This window comes from Mesorhizobium sp. RCAM 06353 (assembly GCF_059683585.1).
On the sequence record NZ_CM185031.1, the window covers coordinates 303,958 to 323,918 of the forward strand.

At 63.7% G+C, this 19,961-nt stretch carries 16 protein-coding genes and 1 pseudogene; 6 read left to right on the forward strand and 11 right to left on the reverse strand.

The features are described from left to right. Positions 1-28 precede the first annotated feature (28 nt). Positions 29-1,285: an Hsp70 family protein gene (locus AC56QX_RS01320; RefSeq protein ID WP_497113367.1), complete on the forward strand. Its 1,257-nt coding sequence runs from the start codon at positions 29-31 to the stop codon at positions 1,283-1,285. Here the strand turns inward: AC56QX_RS01320 and AC56QX_RS01325 are convergent, their stop codons facing one another. Then, on the reverse strand, positions 1,286-2,188 hold the full coding sequence (locus AC56QX_RS01325; protein ID WP_497113368.1) for a LysR substrate-binding domain-containing protein: 903 nt from the start codon (positions 2,186-2,188) through the stop codon (positions 1,286-1,288). It lies immediately after the preceding gene. Between AC56QX_RS01325 and AC56QX_RS01330 the strand changes: the two genes are divergently transcribed. Genes AC56QX_RS01330 through AC56QX_RS01345 form a run of 4 tightly spaced genes read left to right on the forward strand, consistent with a single transcriptional unit; the run spans position 2,174 to position 7,067 of the window. Continuing rightward, positions 2,174-2,470 (forward strand): hypothetical protein, encoded by a 297-nt coding sequence (locus tag AC56QX_RS01330; RefSeq protein ID WP_497118076.1) that lies wholly within the window; start codon positions 2,174-2,176, stop codon positions 2,468-2,470. The two genes, AC56QX_RS01325 and AC56QX_RS01330, sit on opposite strands and share 15 nt — an antisense overlap. Continuing rightward, positions 2,467-5,397 carry a molybdopterin oxidoreductase family protein gene (locus tag AC56QX_RS01335; RefSeq protein WP_497113369.1) on the forward strand — a complete coding sequence of 977 codons (2,931 nt, stop codon included), beginning with the start codon at positions 2,467-2,469 and terminating at the stop codon, positions 5,395-5,397. Before AC56QX_RS01330 ends, AC56QX_RS01335 begins: the two co-directional genes overlap by 4 nt. Then, positions 5,394-6,128 carry a 4Fe-4S dicluster domain-containing protein gene (locus AC56QX_RS01340; protein WP_497113370.1) on the forward strand — a complete coding sequence of 245 codons (735 nt, stop codon included), beginning with the start codon at positions 5,394-5,396 and terminating at the stop codon, positions 6,126-6,128. The genes AC56QX_RS01335 and AC56QX_RS01340 overlap by 4 nt, the downstream gene beginning before the upstream one ends. A gap of 3 nt (positions 6,129-6,131) precedes the next feature. Next, positions 6,132-7,067: a dimethyl sulfoxide reductase anchor subunit family protein gene (locus AC56QX_RS01345; protein WP_497113371.1), complete on the forward strand. Its 936-nt coding sequence runs from the start codon at positions 6,132-6,134 to the stop codon at positions 7,065-7,067. Positions 7,068-7,073: 6 nt separating this feature from the next. Here AC56QX_RS01345 and pdeM read toward each other — a convergent pair whose 3' ends face one another. The 5 genes and pseudogenes from pdeM to AC56QX_RS01370 form a co-directional block, all read right to left on the reverse strand. After that, entirely contained in the window at positions 7,074-7,790 is a 717-nt protein-coding gene (gene pdeM / locus AC56QX_RS01350; RefSeq protein WP_497113372.1) for a ligase-associated DNA damage response endonuclease PdeM, read from the reverse strand. Next, positions 7,787-10,320: pseudogene (locus tag AC56QX_RS01355) on the reverse strand (ligase-associated DNA damage response DEXH box helicase). The gene pdeM and the pseudogene AC56QX_RS01355 overlap by 4 nt, the downstream one beginning before the upstream one ends. 269 nt (positions 10,321-10,589) lie before the next feature. Then, positions 10,590-11,450 (reverse strand): C40 family peptidase, encoded by an 861-nt coding sequence (locus tag AC56QX_RS01360; protein WP_497113373.1) that lies wholly within the window; start codon positions 11,448-11,450, stop codon positions 10,590-10,592. A 29-nt stretch (positions 11,451-11,479) separates the two neighbouring features. After that, positions 11,480-11,830 (reverse strand): MarR family winged helix-turn-helix transcriptional regulator, encoded by a 351-nt coding sequence (locus tag AC56QX_RS01365; protein ID WP_010913361.1) that lies wholly within the window; start codon positions 11,828-11,830, stop codon positions 11,480-11,482. A gap of 76 nt (positions 11,831-11,906) precedes the next feature. Beyond that, entirely contained in the window at positions 11,907-13,271 is a 1,365-nt protein-coding gene (locus AC56QX_RS01370) for a leucyl aminopeptidase family protein (RefSeq protein WP_497113374.1), read from the reverse strand. Positions 13,272-13,401: 130 nt separating this feature from the next. Between AC56QX_RS01370 and AC56QX_RS01375 the strand changes: the two genes are divergently transcribed. Then, positions 13,402-14,223 carry a tetratricopeptide repeat protein gene (locus AC56QX_RS01375; RefSeq protein ID WP_497113375.1) on the forward strand — a complete coding sequence of 274 codons (822 nt, stop codon included), beginning with the start codon at positions 13,402-13,404 and terminating at the stop codon, positions 14,221-14,223. 79 nt (positions 14,224-14,302) lie between these two features. Here AC56QX_RS01375 and AC56QX_RS01380 read toward each other — a convergent pair whose 3' ends face one another. From AC56QX_RS01380 to AC56QX_RS01400, 5 genes are read right to left on the reverse strand one after another with little or no spacing between them, the layout of a single operon-like run. Continuing rightward, complete coding sequence (locus AC56QX_RS01380) at positions 14,303-15,328, reverse strand: type II secretion system F family protein (RefSeq protein ID WP_497113376.1); 1,026 nt, start codon at positions 15,326-15,328, stop codon at positions 14,303-14,305. A 9-nt stretch (positions 15,329-15,337) separates the two neighbouring features. Beyond that, positions 15,338-16,351: a type II secretion system F family protein gene (locus AC56QX_RS01385; RefSeq protein ID WP_497113377.1), complete on the reverse strand. Its 1,014-nt coding sequence runs from the start codon at positions 16,349-16,351 to the stop codon at positions 15,338-15,340. A gap of 29 nt (positions 16,352-16,380) precedes the next feature. Then, positions 16,381-17,889 (reverse strand): TadA family conjugal transfer-associated ATPase, encoded by a 1,509-nt coding sequence (locus AC56QX_RS01390; protein ID WP_497113378.1) that lies wholly within the window; start codon positions 17,887-17,889, stop codon positions 16,381-16,383. A 23-nt stretch (positions 17,890-17,912) separates the two neighbouring features. Further along, positions 17,913-19,202 (reverse strand): CpaE/TadZ family protein, encoded by a 1,290-nt coding sequence (locus AC56QX_RS01395; RefSeq protein ID WP_497113379.1) that lies wholly within the window; start codon positions 19,200-19,202, stop codon positions 17,913-17,915. A 36-nt stretch (positions 19,203-19,238) separates the two neighbouring features. Further along, positions 19,239-19,949, reverse strand: coding sequence for a CpaD family pilus assembly protein (locus tag AC56QX_RS01400; protein ID WP_497113380.1), 711 nt, complete (start codon positions 19,947-19,949; stop codon positions 19,239-19,241). Positions 19,950-19,961: the final 12 nt, after the last annotated feature.

Consider the following 19,961-nt stretch of genomic DNA (forward strand, 5'->3'; position numbering starts at 1 on the left):
GCTGCCTGGCGCCAATGAGGAGGCTGCTTTGCGACCAGCATTCGCCGGTATCGATTTCGGCACGTCGAACTCCACGGTCGGCGTGGTCCGCAACGGGCAACCCCACCTCGTCGCGCTTGAAGACGGCCAGGTCACGCTGCCCAGTGCGGTATTCTTCAATTTCGAGGATGGCCGCATCTGTTTTGGCCGCCAGGCCATCGCCAACTACACCGACAGCGTGGACGGCCGGCTGATGCGCTCGCTGAAGAGCGTGCTCGGCAGCTCGCTGGCGCATGAAAAGACCCGCATCAAGGCGCGCTCGATCGGCTTCATGGAGATCATCGGCCTGTTCCTCGGGCATCTCAGGAAAAAGCTGGAAGAGGATGGCGGCGATCTGGTCGAGACCGTGGTGCTCGGCCGCCCGGTGCAGTTCGTCGATGACGATGCGCAAGCCGACGCCAACGCACAGAGCGACCTGGAAAAGGCCGCGCATGCCCAGGGCTTCAAGCACATCGCTTTCCAATTCGAGCCGATCGCCGCGGCGCTCGACTACGAGCAGAGGGTGACGCGCGAGGAGCTGGCGCTGATCATCGATATGGGCGGGGGCACGTCTGACTTTTCGGTCGTGCGCGTCTCGCCGGAGCGTGCCCGATCCCTCGACCGCAAGGACGATATCCTGGCCAGCAGGGGTGTCCATATCGGCGGCACCGATTTCGACCGGCTGCTCAGCATCGCGCATGTGATGCCGCAGCTCGGCTATTTGACCCCGACAAAGGACGGCAAGCGCAATCTGCCGGCCAGCTATTTCATCGATCTGGCGACATGGCAGCGCATCAACCTGGTCTACACCGCCAAGGCGATGACGCATCTGCGCCAGATCCGCTACGAGGCCGCGCGCGCCGATCTCGTCGATCGCTTCATCCACATTGTCGAGCACCGATACGGGCACGCGCTGGCGGCGTTGGTCGAAAGGGCCAAGATCGAGTTGACCGACCAATCATCGGCCGAAGTCGCGGTGAGGCTATCTGACGTGGCGTTCGCCGCCGAGATCACGCGCCAGGGGCTGGACGCCACGATCGCGCGGGACATCGAGCGGGTCACCGAAACGGTCGGACAGACGATCCGCGACGCGGAGGTCAAGCCATCCGACATCACCGCCGTGTTCCTGACCGGCGGCTCGACCGCGATCCCGCTGGCGAGACAACAAATCCTGTCGCTGGTGCCGCAGGCTTCCGTCATCGACGGCGACATGTTCGGTTCGGTCGGGCTTGGCCTGGCGCTGGATGCCCAGCGCAAGTTCGCCTAACTACGCTGAGCCGCTCCCAGCGGATTCGGTACCCAAATGTGCCTTGAGCGCCATCTGGGCCAGGCTTGCCTGGCGATCGCGATGGGTGATCATGGCGAAGTCGCGTTTCGGCAGTTCGATCGGCACGGACCGCAGGCTGCCTTCGGCAACGGCGCGCCCGACGACGAGTTCCGAAATGATGGTGGCGCCGGCACCCGCCTCGACCGCCTGGCGAACCGCCTCGTTGCTGGGCAGCACCAGGAACACCTGCAGGTCAGCAAGCGAAATCCCCTCACGCCGGGCCAGATCCTCCAGCACCTCGCGCGTGCCCGAACCGCCCTCGCGGATGATCCAGCGCAGGCCCCTGATATCTGGCCGGCCCGGCGAAATTTCGGTGATCTCGGGATGTGACGCAGCGACGACCAGCATCAGCCGGTCGGTGTCAACCTTGGCACGGCGCAATATGTCGGATTCGGTGCGCCCCTCGACCAGGCCGAGATCGGCGGTTCCATCCAGCACGCTGGCCTCGACCTGTCTCGTGTTGCCGATGCTGACGCTCAGGCGCACCGCGGGGTAGGCTTCGTGGAAAGACGCCAGCCGACGCGGCAGCCAGTAGCTGGCGATGGTCAGGCTGGCGGCGATCGAGAGGCTGCCGGCGACCGTCTGCGAGACATGCTCCAGCACATTGCGGGCTGCGGCGGCTCGCTCGAGCACGGCCTTGGCCTCCGGCAGGAAACGGTGACCGGTCTGGGCGAGTTCGATGTTGCGGCCGACTCGGTTGAACAGATGGACGCCGTGCTGCTCTTCAAGGGCGCGGATGGCGGCCGATGCCGCCGACTGGGAAATGCCCAAAAGCTCCGCCGCCTTGGTCATGTGGCCGCGTTCGGCGACGGCGACGAAAATGCGCAGTTGGTCCAGAGTCATGCGGGCATTAAGAACCAATATCGATCGAATTTACAAGAACAACTGATTAGACGGATCGATAGCTTTATTCTACTTTTTCAGGCGAAGTTAGAAAAAATTGGCCTTCAGGTCGCAGCGCATAAAATGATCGGGCGGTTCAGATCCCTGTTTGCCCATTGGGCCCGTGGCATGAGGCGGCGGCTGGCCGGCGATCGCTATCACCCTGAGGAGCATTACATGCGCGGCCCCGGGCCGAAGACGCGCGCCAAGTCCGCCGGCCGCGCGGGCACCACCAGCCCATGATCCACGAACCGCGCCGCGGCGCAAATTCGGCCCCATCGCAACGCCCGCTTGCCGACACGCGCGCGCCCGATGAAGGCGATGGCGTCGAGACCTCGCCAAGCGTTTCCGACAGCATCGCCAAGACGACCTGCTACATGTGCGCCTGCCGCTGCGGCATCGACGTGCACATCAAGGATGGCAAGGTCCGCTATATCAACGGCAACAAGGACCATCCGATCAATCGTGGCGTGATCTGCGGCAAGGGCAGTTCCGGCATCATGCAGCACTACAGCCCGGCCCGGCTGAAGAAGCCCTTGCTGCGCATCGGCCCGCGCGGTTCCGGCGAGTTCCGCGAGATCGAGTGGGAAGAAGCATTGGCGATCGCCACCGAACGGCTCTCGGCCATCCGCCGAACCGATCCCAAGAAACTCGCCTTCTTCACCGGGCGCGACCAGTCGCAGTCTCTCACCGGCTGGTGGGCGAGCCAGTTCGGCACGCCGAATTTCGCCGCCCATGGGGGCTTCTGTTCGGTCAATATGGCGGCGGGCGGGCTCTACACGATCGGCGGCTCGTTTTGGGAGTTCGGCGAGCCCGACTGGGACAACACAAGATATTTCATGCTGTTCGGCGTTGCCGAGGACCATGATTCCAATCCGATCAAGATCGGGCTGGGCAAGCTCAAGGCGCGCGGCGCCAAGGTGGTGTCGATCAATCCGTGCCGCACCGGCTACAATGCCATTGCCGACGACTGGATCGGCCTCCGGCCAGGTACCGACGGCCTGTTCGTCTTCGCGCTCATCCACGAACTGCTGAAAGCCGGCCGCGTCGATCTCGATTATTTGCTCCGCTACACCAACGCCCATGTCCTCGTCGTGCAGGAGCCCGGCGCCCCCGACGACGGGTTGTTCGTGCGCGACGCCGACGGAAATCCGCTGGCCTGGGACAGGGTGGCGAAGACCTCCGTCAAGGCAGCTGACCCGGAAGCAAAGCCGGCGCTGACCGGCAGCTTCGAAGTCGGCGGCCGCCGCTGCACACCGGTGTTCCAGCTGATCGCCGACCGCTACCTGGATGACAGCTACGCGCCGGATGCGGTCGCGGAGCGCTGCGGCATTGCCGCCGATACGATCCGCCGGATCGCCGCCGAACTTGCCCATGTCGCCTTCGAACAGGCTATCGAACTGCCTATCGCCTGGACCGACTGGGCCGGGCGCCGGCACGAGACGATCAAGGGCCGGCCCGTTTCGATGCATGCCATGCGCGGGATCTCAGCCCATTCGAACGGCTTTCACACCTGCCGCGCCATCCATCTGCTGCAAGTGCTTCTGGGCACGGTGGATGTCCCCGGCGGCTTCCGCTTCAAGCCGCCCTACCCCAGATCGGCGCCGCCGGGCCCGAAGCCGGCCGGCAAGAGCGTCAAGCCGATGACGCCACTCGACGGCATGCCGCTCGGCTTCGTCTGCGGGCCGGACGATCTGCTGGTCGATGAAGCCGGAACGCCGACCCGCATCGACAAGGCCTATTCCTGGGACGCGCCGCTGGCCGCCCACGGCCTGATGCACACCGTCATCCGCAATGCCTGGGCCGGCGATCCCTATAAGATCGACACGCTGATACTGTACATGTCGAACATGGCCTGGAATTCCTCGATGAACACCGTCGAGACCATTGCCATGCTGACCGACTATGACGAGGAGGGCCGCTACAAGATCCCCTTCATCATCTATTCCGACGCCTATTATTCCGAGACCGTGCCGTTCGCCGACCTCGTGCTGCCGGACACCACCTATCTCGAGCGCCACGACTGCATCAGCCTGCTCGACCGGCCCATCAGCCATGCGGACGGGCCGGGCGACGCCATCCGCCATCCCGTCGTCGAGCCAGACCGCGACGTCAGGCCGTTCCAATCGGTGCTGATCGAACTGGGTGCGCGGCTCGGCCTGCCCTGTTTCGTCAAGGACGACGGATCGGCCAAGTATGCCGACTATGCCGACTACATCGTCAATCATGAGCGCACGCCGGGCATCGGCCCGCTAGCCGGCTGGCGCGGCAAGGACGGCACAGCGATCGGCAAGGGCGACGCCAATCCGGACCAGTTGCAGCGCTACATCGACAATGGCGGCTTCTGGCACCACGATTTCACTGACGAGCAGCGCTACTATAAGATGGCCAACCGCTCCTATCTCGATTTCGCCGAGGGCATGGGTTTCATCACCAAGGCGGAACCGATCGTCTTCCAGCTCTACTCCGAGCCATTGCAGCGCTTTCGACTCGCCGCGCGTGGTCATGGCCGGGTGGTGCCGCCCGAGAGCGAACGCCAGCGCATCGAGACCTACATGGACCCGCTGCCGTTCTGGTACGTGCCGTTCGAGGAAGCGGCCGTCGACCTCGAAAAATATCCGCTGCATGCGCTGACGCAGCGGCCGATGCACATGTACCATTCCTGGGGTTCGCAGAATGCGTGGCTGCGGCAGATCACCAGCCAGAACCGGCTGTTCGTGCATCACCGGACCGGCGCCAGCCTCGGTCTGGTAGATGACGACTGGGTCTGGATCGAAAGCATCAATGGCAGGGTGAAGGGGCAGATCAAGCTGATCGACGGGGTGAACGAAAGCACGGTCTGGACCTGGAACGCGATCGGCAAGAGGCGCGGTAGCTGGGGCCTGAAAGATGATGCCGCCGAGAGCAATCGCGGCTTCCTGCTCAACCACATCATCGGCGACCAGACCTCGGCCGACAAGCAGGGCAAACGCTATTCGAATTCCGATCCGGTGACCGGCCAGGCGGCATGGTTCGACCTGCGCGTGCGCATCGTCAAATGCGCTGATGAGGAAGCTGGTTTCACCGAGCCGCAATTCGAGCGTTTCCACCTGCCGCCGCATTTCGAACCTTCGCCCGACACGCTTCGTTTCGGTGCCGAGTTTCGGCGAGCAAGAGAGGCGGCCGAATGACCTGTGTTCCAAGTCAAACCGGCAAAAAACTCGGCCTGGTCATCGATCTCGACACCTGCGTCGGCTGCCAGGCCTGCGTCACCGCCTGCAAGGAATGGAACACCGGTGGCCACATGGCGCCCCTGACCGACATCGACCCTTATGGTGGTAACGTCGACGGCGTCTGGTTCAACCGCGTGCACAGCTATGAGCACACGACCGAGATGGGCGGCCGCACCGTGAACTTCCCGCGCTCCTGCCTGCATTGCGAGACGCCGGCCTGCGTCACCGTCTGTCCGACCGGCGCCTCCTACAAGCGGGCATCGGACGGCATCGTGCTGATCGACGAGGACAAATGCATCGGCTGCAAATTGTGCAGCTGGGCCTGCCCCTATGGGGCGCGCGAGTTCGACAGTGATGTCGGCGTGATGAAGAAATGCACGCTGTGCATCGACCGCATCTACAATGACAATCTGGCCGAAGACGACCGCGTGCCGGCCTGCGTCGCTGCCTGCCCGACCAGCGCCCGCCATTTCGGCGATCTCGGCGATCCTCAGTCGGCCGTCTCGCAACTGGTGGCGGAGCGTGGTGGCGTCGACCTGATGCCGGAACTCGGATATCGCCCGACCAACAAATATCTGCCGCCGCGCGCCCACACCCAGCGCGCCGCATCGGTGCCGGCGAAGGCGCTGGAGCCAGTGCGGGCCGAAGGCGGCTTCCTCGGCTGGGTCGATCGCATGCTTTCGAACTAGCCCATGCATCCGGCCTACTCCGTCGTCTTTTTCACCACTGCCACCGGTGCCGGTTATGGGCTCCTCGCGCTGCTTGGCGTGCTCGGTGGGTTCCAGATCATTCCGCCCGATTTCTGGCTGGGCTTGATCGGCCTGGGGCTGGCGCTCGGCCTGATCGCGGCCGGATTGTTGTCTTCGACCGGTCATCTCGGCAGACCCGAACGCGCCTGGCGGGCGTTCTCGCAATGGCGCAGTTCGTGGCTGTCGCGTGAAGGCGTTGCTTCGGTCGCTACCTTCATCCCGGCGGGACTGTTCGGCATCGGCTGGGTGCTGCTGGGTAAAACCGGCGGATGGGTGTGCGCGGCCGGGTTGCTCGCGGCTGTTGGTGCGATCGTCACCGTCTGCACCACCGGCATGATCTATGCGTCGCTCAAGCCCATCGGCCAGTGGCACAGCCGCTTCACGCTGCCGGCGTACCTCATCTTCTCGGCGATGACCGGCAGTGTGCTTCTGAACGCACTATGCCAAGGTTTTGCGATCGGCTCGAAAATGCTTCTGGCGGCGTGCGTGCTGCTGACGGTGCTAGGCTGGGGCTGGAAACTCGCGACCTGGCGGCACAATGACCGGCTTGAGATCCCGACCACCGCCAACACCGCGACGGGGCTGGCCGGCGGCACGGTGCGGTCGCTGGAATGGCCGCACACCGAGGAGAATTATCTGCTCAAGGAAATGGGCTTTCGCATCGCGCGCAAGCACAGCGCGCGCCTGCGCCAGATCACGCAGGCTCTGGCCTTCTCCCTGCCCGTCCTGCTTCTCGCCGCCACCTTTGCCTTGCCCTGGCCCTTTGCGGCGGTGCCGTCAGTGCTCGCCGCGATCGTCCAGTTGGCCGGCATGCTGGTCGAGCGCTGGCTGTTCTTCGCCGAGGCGAAGCACACGGTTACCCTGTATTACGGCAGATAAGGCTGCTCAGCCGGGCCGCAGCATCGAGCGGGAGATGGCGAAGATGCGGTCTGCGCCAAGCATGTAGGCCATCAGCGATTCCAGGCGAAACAACCCGGCATAGGCGCGGTCGAGGACGTTGAGCGAACCGGTATAGGCGCCGAAGGCCGGCATTATCATGCGGCCGCCATCGCCGGCGAAGCAGCGCCGCCGCACCGAACGGCCGCGCTGGACGATGCGAGCACAGGGATGCAGGTGGCCTGCGATCTCGCCCTCGATGCGCACTTTCGACGGCTCATGCCGGAACAGCAGCGAACCGATAGCGAGTTCCCGCACGGTCTCACCTGGCAGATCGGCCGGCGCCTCCGGATCGTGATTGCCGGCGACCCAGAACCAGTCGCGGCCTGCCATCAGCGCTTCCAGCCGCTCGCGAAAACTCGCATGCATGCGCTCGGCGCCGCCACCATCGTGAAAGCTGTCGCCCAGGCTGATGACGATCGATGGCTGATAGTCCGCGATCACCGCCTGCAGCCGCAGCAAGGTCGCGCCGGTGTCGTAGGGCGGGATCAGCATGCCGCGCCTTGCCAGCGACGAGCCTTTTTCCAGATGCAGGTCGGACACCGCCAGAAGCCGGAGCTCCGGAAAATAGAGCACGCCGCGCGGATCGCAGACCGCACGTTCGCCGGCGATGCCGACAAGATCGGCCTCACCAATCAGCGATGTGCGCGCCAGCGAAAAATTCATTCCTCTACCATTCCCGGCCCCATGGCCTCCTCGACCAGTGTTGCGGCGTCCATCAGCAGTGTTTCATCGGCTTCACCGTTCACCGGCATCTTGCCGATTTCGAGCATGATCGGCACGGCAAGCGGCGAGATCTGTTCGAGATTCTTATGCATGATTCGACCCTGGATGCGCGATAGCATGTCGGCAAGTCTGCTGACATCGAGCAAACCGGCTGCCGCATCGGCACGCGTCGCCTGCAGCAGAATGTGGTCCGGCTCATGGCTGCGCAGCACGTCGTAGATAAGGTCGGTCGACACGGTGACCTGGCGGCCGCTTTTCTCCTGGCCCGGATGGCGTTTCTCGATCAGTCCCGAAATCAGCGCACAATTGCGGAAGGTGCGCTTGAGAAGCCAGCTGTCGGCCAGCCAGGCTTCGAGGTCGTCGCCCAGCATGTCCTCGTCGAACAGCGCGCCGAGCGACGGCTTCCGGGCTTTGAACATGGCGCCCATATCGCCCAGCGACCATATGGCCAAGGCATAGTCGGTGGCGACAAAGCCGAGGGCCTGGCGCCCGCCCTGTCGAGACGGCGGGTGAGCAGCATGCCCAGCGTCTGGTGCGCCAGCCTGCCTTCGAAGGGATAGGCGACCAGATAATAGCGGTTGCCGCGTGGAAAGGTCTCGATCAGCAGATCATCGCGCTTGGGCAATACCGATTTGTCGGCCTGGAATCGCAGCCAGTCGGCCACTTGCTCCGGCAGCTTCTTCCAGCGCTGTGGGTCGTCCAGCATGATGCGGACCTGCTCGGCAAGGTAGGTCGAAAGCGGGAACTTGCCGCCGCCATAGTAAGGCACCTTGGCATCGCTGCCGGGGGCATTCGACACGAAGCATTCATTCTCGCGAATACCTTCGAAGCGCAGCACCTTGCCGGCGAACATGAAGGTGTCGCCATGCGTCAGCGTTTCGAGAAAAGCCTCCTCGATCTTGCCTAGGACCGCGCCGCCACGCGAAGCCGAGCCCTTGCTGCCGGCTTTGACGTAACGGACGTTGAGCGCCGGCACTTCGATGATGGTGCCGACATTCAGCCTGTATTGCTGGGCAACGCGCGGGTTGGAGACGCGCCAGAACCCATCCTTGTTCAGGCGGATACGGGCATAGCGCTCGTAGTTCTTCAGCGCGTAGCCGCCGGTGGCGACGAAGTCGATGACGCGGTCGAAGGTCGGCCGGTCGAGACTTGCGTAGGGTGCCGCCGTTCGCACTTCCTCGAACAGATCATCGGCGCGGAACGGTGCTCCGCAGGCACAGCCGAGCACATGTTGCGCCAGCACATCGAGGCCGCCATTGACCAGCGGCGGCGTATCCTGCGCCCCGAGATAGTTAGCGTCGAGCGCTGCCCGGCATTCCAGCACTTCGAAGCGGTTGGCCGGGATGAGGATCGCCTTGGACGGCTCGTCCATGCGGTGATTGGCGCGGCCGATGCGCTGCGCCAGCCGGCTGGCGCCCTTCGGCGCGCCTACATGCACCACGAGGTCGACATCGCCCCAGTCGATGCCGAGATCGAGCGTCGATGTCGCGACGATGGCACGCAGCGCATTCTCACCCATCGCCTTCTCGACCCGGCGGCGCTGACCGACATCCAGCGAGCCATGATGCAGCGCGATCGGCAGGGTGTCCTCGTTGACCCGCCACAATTCCTGGAACAACAGCTCCGCCTGGCTGCGGGTGTTGACGAACAGCAACGTCGTCTTGTGGCGCTTGATCTCGCGATAGATCTCCGGCGTGGCGTAGCGCGCCGAATGGCCCGCCCACGGCACACGCTCTTCGGAATCGAGGATGGAGATTTCGGGTTTCGCGCCTCCCGTGACGACGATCAGCTCGGACATATCACCCGGCGGATTCTGGCTGACCAGCCAGCGCCGCAACTCGTCCGGTTCGGCCACCGTCGCCGACAGGCCGATTGTCTGCAGGCCGGGCACAAAGCTGCGCAACCGCGCCAGGCCGAGTGCCAGCAGATGGCCGCGTTTCGACGTCACCAGCGAATGCAATTCGTCGAGCACGACATAGCGCAGGTCTTCGAAGAAGCGCCTGGCATCGCCAGCCGCTATCAGCAGGGCAAGTTGCTCGGGTGTGGTGAGCAGGATGTCGGGCGGCACCAGCTTCTGCCGCTGGCGCTTGTGTGAGGGCGTGTCGCCGGTGCGCGTCTCGATAGTCACAGGCAGACCGATCTCTTCCACCGGCTTGGCGAGATTGCGCTCGATGTCGACCGCCAGCGCCTTGAGGGGCGAGATGTAGAGCGTGTGGATGCCGCGCTGTCGCTGGCCTGGTTTTCGCCTTGGCCGGACTGCCAGTTCGGTCAACGAAGGCAGGAAGCCGGCCAGCGTCTTGCCGGCTCCGGTCGGTGCGATCAGCAGCACCGATTGGCCGCTTTGGGCCTTCGCCAACAATTCGATCTGATGGGCGCGCGGCGACCAGCCTTTCTCGCCGAACCATCTGACGAATGGCTCGGGCAATGCAATGGCGGCATTCTGCTCGGCAAGGCGCGGCTCAACTGTCACGAGCCAGAGGTAGCGCGGCCGTGGGCAATCGCCAAGGAAAATCGGAACAAAAGGGGATCGTTGGCGTTCCTCGCCCCGTTTACGGGGAGAGGATGCCGGCAGGCAGGTGAGGGCAGCGCCAGCGATCACAAATTGGGTGTTGGCGCGATCACTCGCAGGCTCGCGCTGCCCCTCATCCGCCTGCCGCTACGGCGAACCCTCCATAAGGGGAAAACTGTTACCTATGTATCCGGTTCAAACTGTTACCCATCTATCGGCTGGACAGAGGCTTACGGCCTTCGAAACCCCGTCGGCCCGCCGTAGAGATAGCCTATGCGGGCAATGGCGTCCTTCAGCCCTTCGCGCGAGACCAGCATGGTGTGGCCGTTGGCGTGGATCATGGTCTCGGCGTCGGTCATGACGGCGACATGGCCCTTCCAGAAGACGAGGTCGCCCCGGCGCAATCCGGCATGGTCCGGGCCAGGCTCAAGGGGCTCGCCGATGCTTGCCGCCTGCATGTCGGAATCGCGCAGCACGTCCCTGCCGGCCATGCGCATCGCCAGTTGCACCAGACCCGAGCAATCGATGCCGAAGCCGGAAGCGCCACCCCACAGATACGGTGTTCCAAGAAATGTCTCGGCAACCGCGACATAGTCAGCGGCAACTTCGCCGATTGGCCTGAGGTGACCAGCGATGAGAGCCTGGCCGGAAGGCAGGACGGCATAGTGCGTGCCGCGCGTCTCGGCGGCGCCCGTCACCGTCACCGTCGATCCCATCGACAGCTGTCCCGCGACTGGAAAGCGCAGATCCGGACCGGGATAAAGGAAGGTGCGCGGCACCGAAACAATATGGGTGGGCGCAGGGTTTCGTCCGCCCAGCATGGTGTCGGCGACATAGCCGACATAGCCGTCGCGTTCGGCCTGGATCCAGGCCCAGCCTTCGGCGACCTCGAAGACCAGGACATCGTCGCCGAACAGGAGCTGCGTGTTGACACCGGCATCAGGCCGCGGCGCCTTGCGGACATCGGCGACCGACGCGGTGATCCGCGCCGGACGGCCGCTGACAAAACGGTCGGCGGTAACCTCACCTTTCAATCTTGCATCGGCAAGATCGGAACGAAAGGCGTGAAGGCGGGCATCCCTGGCGGTCAAATCACTAACTCGGTCTAATGGCTAATTGGTCAGATGGGCAGTTCGTGCGCCCTGGCGATGATACCATCGCCGAAGCGCTCGACAAAGAGCGCGCCCTCGACCGTGCGCTTGATCAGCACGTTGCGCTTGTCGAGTTCGTCGCGATGGCGCGACACCAGCTTCAGCGCGCCCATCGTGTCGAGCGCGCGGGTGATGACCGGCTTGGTGACGTTGAGGCGGGCGGCGAGCCCGCGCACCGTGTGCGGCGGCGGATCGAGATAGATGGTGAACAGGATGGCCGTCTGGCGCATGGTCAGGTCGGGCGCGTCGTCGCGCACCTGCGACAGCATCACTTGCTGCCACAGTCGCAAGGCCTGGCTTGGGCGCATCGCAATCGACATCACGCCAGCATGACGGCAAATTGTTTCGGTTCCGTTTCAGTTTCAGCGATTTGCCGGCTCTGCTTGCGGCCCCAAATCAGCCGAAGCGTGTCGAGATGATCCGCTCCAACGCCCGAATGCCTTGCGCCTCGCCACCGGAAGGACCGTATGGGCGATCAGCGGGATTCCAGGCGAAAATGTCGAAATGCGCCCAGCTCGCCGTCTTCTCGACAAAGCGCCTGAGGAACAGCGCCGCCGTGATCGAACCGGCGAAACCGTCCGTGGTGACATTGTTGATGTCGGCGATCTTCGACGACAGTTTCGCCTCATAAGGCCGCCACAGCGGCATGCGCCACAGCGGATCCTCGACCGCCAGCGATGCCGCCGCCAGCTCCGAGGCCAGTGCGTCGTCACCGGTGTAGAAAGGCGGCAGATCAGGGCCGAGCGCGACACGGGCGGCTCCGGTCAGCGTCGCCATGTCGACCAGGAGCTGCGGCTCCTCGTCGTCGGCCAGCGCAAGCGCGTCGCCGAGCACGAGCCGCCCTTCGGCGTCCGTGTTGCCGATCTCGACAGTGATGCCCTTGCGGCTCACCAGCACGTCACCCGGCCTGAAGGCATTGCCGGCAATCGAGTTCTCGACCGCAGGGATCAGCACGCGCAGCCGCACGTTCAGCCCGGCGGCCATGATCATCGAGGCGAGGCCAAGCACGTTGGCCGCGCCGCCCATATCCTTCTTCATCAGCAGCATGCTGGACGACGGCTTGATGTCGAGACCGCCGGTGTCGAAGCAGACGCCCTTGCCGACCAGTGTCACCTTCGGCGCGCCCGGTTGTCCCCAAATCATGTCGATCAACCGCGGCGCGCCTGATGAGGCACGGCCGACGGCATGGATCATCGGGAAATTCTGCGTGAGCAGATCGTCGCCCTTGATGACGGAGATTTCCGCCTTGTGAGCCGCGGCCAAAGTCCGCACCGCCTTCTCCAGATCATCCGGCCCCATGTCGCTGGTCGGCGTGTTGACCAGGTCGCGGGTCAGAAAGACGCTATCGGCGATGCGGCGTACGCGCGCCGCGTCGACACCGGTCGGCAGGTCGAAGCGCAGCACCTTGCCTGACTTCTTGCCGTAACGGGTAAAGACATAGCCGCCGAGCGCCAACGCGAGTGCCGCGAGTTCCGGCTCGGCAGGCATCGAGGCGAAATGCCAGTCGCCTTCCGGCAGGGTTTTCGACAATGCGCCGAGAGCAAGCGCGCCCTCGCCGTCGCCAATGCCGAACAGCGCGCCGGCAAGCGCACCGTTTTCGCCGGGCACGGCCAGCGTCCTGCCTGCCTCGCCGGAAAACCCGTTGGCCCTGGCCCAGCTGACAACAGATGGTGCAAGGCCCGCGGCCTCCAGACCGTCCCGGGCCACCAGATGCACCGGCAACGCGCCTTGCAATTTCTTCTCGACGAGTTCGACAGGCATTCGATGTTCTCCTGCCGACCCCAAGCCGAGTCGGCGTTTCTTAACCGTCCGTTAGGGTTAACAGAATATTTCTGCGGGAGGGAAGATGGCCACGCAATGGCCGCGCGCATGAATGGAGGCTTAGAGTGTAATGCCGACCAACCGGACACTGAATTCCAGGGGAAAACGGCTCGTCACCATGGCCCTCATGCTGGCACTGGCGGCGGGCGTCGCCGGTTGCGGAACCAGCAGAATGACCACCGGCTCGATCGGCCGCACCGGCGGCAAGCCTCTGGAGACCATGTCGGCGGGAGAACTGCACAATGCCACGGCCGCTCTTGGCCAGTCCTATTCCAAGAACCCCAACGACAAGCGCATAGCGACCAACTTCGCGGCCGCGCTGCAAATGGACGGCGATGCCGACCAGTCGCTTGCCGTGATGCGCAAGCTGGCGATCGCCTACCCCAAGGACCGCGACGTGCTCGCCGCCTATGGCAAGGCGCTGGCCGCCAATGGCCAGTTCGAGGCAGCCCTCGACGCCGTACGCCGCGCACAGACGCCGGAATATCCCGACTGGAAGCTGGTGTCGGCGGAAGCGGCCATCCTTGATCAGATCGGCCAGAAGGACCAAGCGCGCCAGCTCTACCGCAAGGCCCTCGAACTCAAGCCGAACGAGCCCTCGGTGCTCTCCAATCTCGGCATGTCCTATGTGCTGGAGGGGGATCTGCGCACCGCCGAGACCTATATGCGTTCGGCCGCCCAGCAGCCCGGCGCCGACAGCCGTGTGCGCCAGAACCTGGCATTGGTAGTCGGCCTGCAGGGACGCTTCGACGAGGCCGAGAAGATCGCCTCGCAGGAACTGTCGCCCGAACAGGCACAGGCCAATGTCGCCTATCTCAGGCAGATGCTGGCCCAGCAGAATGCCTGGAGCCAGCTTAAGGATCAGGACAAGTCGAAGCCGGCAACCAACTAACACAGCGATTTCGCCAACAGAAGAAAGCCGCGCTGCATGCAGCGCGGCTTTCGCATTTGTGCAGGGATTGCCGTGTCTCTTACTGGCTGGACGGCGCAGCCGCTCCGGAATGATCGCCGAAGATGCCGCGCTGGCTGACCTGGATGCCGGCAGGGCCCAGGATGATGGCGAAAAGCACCGGCAGGAAGAACAGGATCATCGGAACGGTGAGCTTGGGCGGCAGGGCGGCGGCCTTCTTTTCGGCGGCGTTCATGCGCATGTCGCGGCTTTCGGCGGCGAGCACGCGCAGCGCGTGCGCCACGGGCGTGCCGTAGCGCTCGGCCTGGACGAGCGCCTGCGACACCGATTTGACCGATTCCAGACCGGTACGGCTTGCAAGATTCTCATAAGCCTGCTTGCGTTCCTGCAGATAGGAGAGCTCGGCGTTGGTCAGGATGAATTCTTCCGCCAGCGCTACCGACTGCGCGCCGATCTCGTCGGCGACCTTGCGCAGTGCTGCCTCCACCGACATGCCCGACTCCACGCAGATCAGCATCAGGTCGAGCGCATCCGGCCAGGCCATCTGGATCGACTGCTTGCGCTTGGTGGCACGGTTGTTGACATAGATGACCGGTGCGTAGAAGCCGCCATAGGCAACGAGGATGCAGACGAACAGCCGGATGACCAATGGTTTGTCCGGCAACCCGCCGAGCACGAATATGTAGACCAGAGCCAGTGCGAAGCCGACAAAAGGCAGCACCAGACGGAAGAAGAGAAACCGCGTCAGCGGGTTCTGGCCCCTGAAGCCGGCGACCTTGAGCTTCTGCAAGGTGCTCTCGTCGGCCAGGGCGCGCCGCAGGTCGAGGCGGTCGACGATGTTGCGCATGCCGACCGACTGTTGCTCGCGCAGACCCTTGCGGCGGCGATCGGCCTCGGTCGCAAGCCGCGCGCGCTGCTTGGCGCGAAGCTCGTCGCGCTCCAGCGCGACCGATTTCATGCGCGCCTTGAGCTGGCTGCCACCAAACGCCGGCAACAGCGTAAAGACGGTCGCGAACACGGCAATGCCGACCAGCAGTGCGATCAGCAGCGTCGGATCAGTCAGCGATTTGATGACTTGTTCGGTCATGCCGTGGTCCTAGACTTCGAAGTTCATCATCTTGCGCATCACCAGAATGCCGATCGACATCCAGACGGCGGCACAACCCAGGATAAGATTGCCGACGCTGGTGTTGAACAATGGCATCAGGTAGAGCGGGCTCGAAAGGTAGACTAGGAAGGCGACGATGAAGGGCAGCGCGCCGATGATGGCAGCCGACGCCTTCGCCTCCATGGACAGCGCCTGGACCTTGGCTTTCATCTTCTTGCGATCACGAAGCACGCGCGAGAGGTTGCCCAGCGCCTCGGACAGATTGCCGCCGGCCTGCGACTGGATCTGGATGACGATGCCGAAGAAACTCGCCTCGGTGCACGGCATGGTTTCGGGCATGCGCAAGGTCGCATCGGGGATGGACAGGCCCATCTGCTGCGAATCGACGATGCGGCGAAACTCGGTCTTCACCGGCTCGGGGGATTCGTTGGCGATCAGGCGTATGGCATCGTTCAGCGGCAGGCCGGACTTGACCGCGCGCACGATGATGTCGAGGGCGTTTGGAAATTCGTTGAGGAATGCCTTGACCCGGCGCGTGCGGCGAAACGAGACGAACCAGCGCGGCAGGCCGAGCGCGCCGGCCAAAAGCACGCCTGGTACAACAATCAGCGGCGCCCCGGCCACGAAGGCGACCACCGCCAGCGCTATGCCGCATATGGCGGAATAGATGTAGAAACGTTCGATCGAAACCTTCATGCCGGCCTGGCGAAGCTGGGCTTTCAGTGGCGGCTTCTTGACGGCGTTGTCCTTGGTTTTCTGCTTCTCGTCGAGGTCCTTCAGCGAATCCTGCACCGATTTACGGCGCTTGGCCGCGTCCGCCGCACGGTCGCGCGTGGCCTTGACGATGGAACGGTCCGTCTCCGCGGCCTTGATCGTTTCAAGCCGCTTGCCTGCCTGTTTCTCATTGCTGATCTGGGTGAACAGGAATGCATAGGCGACCGCGCCGGCGCTGAAGCCGGCGAGCACGACAAACGCCAATACGGTGCCGTCAATTCCAAACATCGACCAGAACCTTCACGCCAGCGGATACCTCAGTCAGCACGTTTCTCCATCGCCTCGAGCGCGGTGGCGAGGCGCTGTTCCTCGCCGTAGTAGCGAGCCCGGTCCCAGAAATGCGGGCGGCCGATGCCGGTCGAAACGTGTTCGCCCAGCAGCCTGCCGTTGGCGTCCTCGCCCTTGATGTTGTAGAGGACGAGATCCTGGGTGATGACGACGTCGCCTTCCATCCCGATGACCTCGGTGATGTGGGTAATGCGGCGCGATCCGTCGCGCAGACGCGCCGCCTGGATGATCACGTCGATGGAGCCGACGACGATTTCACGAACGGTTTTCTGCGGCAGCGAATAACCGCCCATGGCGATCATGGATTCGATGCGGTTCAGGCATTCGCGCGGACTGTTCGAGTGGATCGTTCCCATCGAGCCGTCATGGCCGGTGTTCATCGCCTGCAGAAGATCGAACACTTCGGGTCCGCGCACTTCGCCGACGATGATGCGCTCGGGCCGCATGCGCAGGCAGTTCTTGACCAGGTCGCGCATCGTCACTTCGCCTTCGCCTTCGAGGTTGGGCGGGCGGGTTTCCAGGCGCACGACATGCGGCTGCTGCAGTTGCAGTTCGGCCGAGTCCTCGCAGGTGATGACGCGCTCCTCGCGGTCGATATAGTTGGTCAGGCAGTTGAGCAGTGTCGTCTTGCCCGAGCCGGTACCGCCCGAGATGACGATGTTGCAGCGAACGCGGCTGATGATCTTGAGGACCTCGGCTCCCTGCGGGGATATGGCGCCGAACTTGACCAGCTGATCGAGCGTCAGCTTGTCCTTCTTGAATTTTCGGATGGTAAGTGCTGCTCCATCGATGGAGAGCGGAGGGGCGATGACGTTGACGCGGGAGCCGTCGGGAAGGCGTGCGTCGCAGATCGGGCTGGATTCATCGACACGGCGGCCGACCTGGCTGACGATGCGCTGGCAGATGTTGAGAAGCTGCTGGTTGTCGCGAAAGCGAATGCCGGTCTGCTCGACCTTGCCGTTGACTTCGATGTAGACGTTCTTCGACCCATTGACCATGATGTCGGCGATGTCGTCGCGGGCGAGCAATGGCTCGAGCGGCCCATAACCAAGCACATCGTTGCAGATGTCATCGAGCAGTTCCTCCTGCTCGGCAATCGACATCGCGAAGTTCTTGATCGCGATGATGTCGTTGACGATGTCGCGGATTTCCTCGCGCGCGCTTTCGGGTTCGAGCTTGGCGAGCTGCGACAGGTCGATCGTGTCGATGAGCGCGGAGAAAACCTGGCTCTTGGTGTCGTAGTAGGTTTCGCTCTTTTCGCGACCTCGCTTCGCCTCCGGCGCGATGGGCGGCGCCTCGACCGCGCGGCGCGCGGGCGGCGCGACAGGGGCGCTTGGCTGCGGCGGCGCCGCGGGACGGGCGGCCAGAACCGCCGTGTCCGCCGAACCCGCGGGCGGCGGGGCGACCGGCGCCGGTGCTGGCTGGCGGAATTCCGGCGTGAACCGGTTGCCGTCGTCGTTGCCTCTTTTACCGAACATGATCGACTACCGACCCCACTGCGTCACTTCTTGTTTCGCGAGAGCTTGCCGAGCAGACTGCCCAGGCCAGCCTTCTTTTTCGCCCGGATTTCGCTGCGCCCGGTCAGCACATGAGCAATATCATTGATCATGGCCACGACCGGATTCTTGGCATCCATCTCGCCGAGCATACGACCGTTGTTGGCGGCATTGCCGAACAGCAACGGATCGAAGCCGATGACCGACATCGGCGTCAGGCCGAGCGGCTCGGCGAAATCGCTCGGTGAAATTTCTGGCCGTTTGGGAATGCCGGCCTGGTTGATGATCAGCTTCGGTGGCGGATCGTTGGGGCGAAGCCGCTTCAGCATGTCGACCAGGTTCTTGGTGTTGCGCAGATTGGCCAGTTCCGGCGTCGCCGTGATGACGATCTCGTCGGCCTTGACCAGCGTGTTCTTGGCCCAGCCCGTCCAGATATGGGGAACGTCCAGCACCAGAAGCGGAACGCTGCGCTGCGCGGTATCGACAAGTTGCGCAAAGGCATCGGGATCGAAGTCGTAGACGCGTTCCAGCGTCGAGGGCGCCGCAAGCAACGACAGGTGCTCGGCGCATTGGGTCAGCAGCCGGTCGAGATAGACTTCGTCGATGCGTTCAGGCGAGAATACCGCTTCAGCGATGCCCTGTGCCGGATCCTGGTCGAAATTGATGTTGGCCGTGCCGAAGGCGAGGTCGAGGTCGGCAACAACGACCTCGGACTTGAACAGGGTGGACATTGCCCAGGCTACATTGTGGGCGATGGTGGAAGAGCCGACGCCGCCCTTGGCGCCAACGAAGGCGACCGAACGGCCGAGCGGTTCGGCCTCCGGATCGACGAAGATCGACGACACGACACTGACGATGTCGGCCATCGACACCGGCGCGATGACATATTCGGAGATGCCGGAGCGGATGAGCTCGCGATAGAGGCCGACATCGTTATAGTGGCCGATCACCACCACTTTCGAGGATGGATCACAGTATTCCGAGAGCTGGGCGAGCTGCTCCAGCAATTGCTTGGGTTCGCTGCGTGACTCCAGCAGGATCAGGTTCGGCGTCGGCGCCGACTGATAGAACTCGATGGCCGTGGCAACGCCGCCCATATGGACCTTGAGATGCGCCTTGGTCATGCGGCGGTCCTCGCCGGCGCGCTCGACCGGATTGGCAACGCCTTCAGTCTCGCAGAATGCCTGGATCGAGATGCGCGGAACCGGACGCAATGCCTGCATCGCGGCGATGTCCTGCGGCGAGGTATCACCGCCGTCCACGGTGGCGTCATAGGCAAGGTTGCTCATGGTCATGCTCTTTCCGTGGCTTCTCTTCCTCGAGGGCTCGGCTCAGTACGTCACTTCCGAATTGCCGAGGAATTCATCCGAAATACCCCTGCTGCGGTAGACATCGATCACCGCACCACGATTTTCCGCGTCGATGGTGGTCTGCTTGCGCGGTCCGAGCAGGTCGGACGGGTTCGCGACCTGGGCGGCAAGATTGTTCTGATAGGAACAGCCGAAGTCGGCATAGTGCTTGTTTTCCGACGTATCGACCAGATCGTCGGGCCAGCGTCCGCATTTGTCGGTCTGGGCTCTCACCGCGATAAAGGAGACGCGAACCGGGGCTGATGTCTCGCTCGATCCAGCCTGATAGGAGACCACGACGATGCGGTTGCGCTTAATGCCGCTGGCGACCGCCAGCCTGGCGAAATCACGGCCGGCCGCCGTCGCCGCGACCTGATTGGCAGATCCGCTGGGAATCTGGATCGTCAATGTCGGCGCGGCACTCTTGTCATAGCCGTCGAGGAAACCGAGCAGCGTGTCGCGCTGCGAACCGGTCATGCCGCGGTCGCCAGCACCGACGGCTAGGTCGATCTTCTGGTTCTTCTCGGCAATGACGATCGGGTGGTTGGTGCGATAGTCGTCGGGGATGGCGCCGACGGTGATGCTGTCACGCTGGGCACAGCCGGCCAGCAAAGCCGTCACCGCCACCGCCAGGATCGGCAGCGCTCGCATCGTCATAGCGATGGTCCTTGTCTTCAACGCTGACTGAGACATGTCCGCTTCCTC

Coding starts and splice junctions, on each gene's coding strand:
- AC56QX_RS01400 (WP_497113380.1), bottom strand. CDS start 19,949: ATGTCTCAGTCAGCGTTGAAGACAAGGACCATCGCTATGACGATGCGA.
- AC56QX_RS01380 (WP_497113376.1), bottom strand. CDS start 15,328: ATGACCGAACAAGTCATCAAATCGCTGACTGATCCGACGCTGCTGATC.
- AC56QX_RS01340 (WP_497113370.1), top strand. CDS start 5,394: ATGACCTGTGTTCCAAGTCAAACCGGCAAAAAACTCGGCCTGGTCATC.
- AC56QX_RS01385 (WP_497113377.1), bottom strand. CDS start 16,351: ATGTTTGGAATTGACGGCACCGTATTGGCGTTTGTCGTGCTCGCCGGC.
- AC56QX_RS01335 (WP_497113369.1), top strand. CDS start 2,467: ATGATCCACGAACCGCGCCGCGGCGCAAATTCGGCCCCATCGCAACGC.
- AC56QX_RS01395 (WP_497113379.1), bottom strand. CDS start 19,202: ATGACCATGAGCAACCTTGCCTATGACGCCACCGTGGACGGCGGTGAT.
- AC56QX_RS01370 (WP_497113374.1), bottom strand. CDS start 13,271: ATGCCTGTCGAACTCGTCGAGAAGAAATTGCAAGGCGCGTTGCCGGTG.
- AC56QX_RS01390 (WP_497113378.1), bottom strand. CDS start 17,889: ATGTTCGGTAAAAGAGGCAACGACGACGGCAACCGGTTCACGCCGGAA.
- AC56QX_RS01345 (WP_497113371.1), top strand. CDS start 6,132: ATGCATCCGGCCTACTCCGTCGTCTTTTTCACCACTGCCACCGGTGCC.
- AC56QX_RS01375 (WP_497113375.1), top strand. CDS start 13,402: ATGCCGACCAACCGGACACTGAATTCCAGGGGAAAACGGCTCGTCACC.
- pdeM (WP_497113372.1), bottom strand. CDS start 7,790: ATGAATTTTTCGCTGGCGCGCACATCGCTGATTGGTGAGGCCGATCTT.
- AC56QX_RS01325 (WP_497113368.1), bottom strand. CDS start 2,188: ATGACTCTGGACCAACTGCGCATTTTCGTCGCCGTCGCCGAACGCGGC.
- AC56QX_RS01365 (WP_010913361.1), bottom strand. CDS start 11,830: ATGTCGATTGCGATGCGCCCAAGCCAGGCCTTGCGACTGTGGCAGCAA.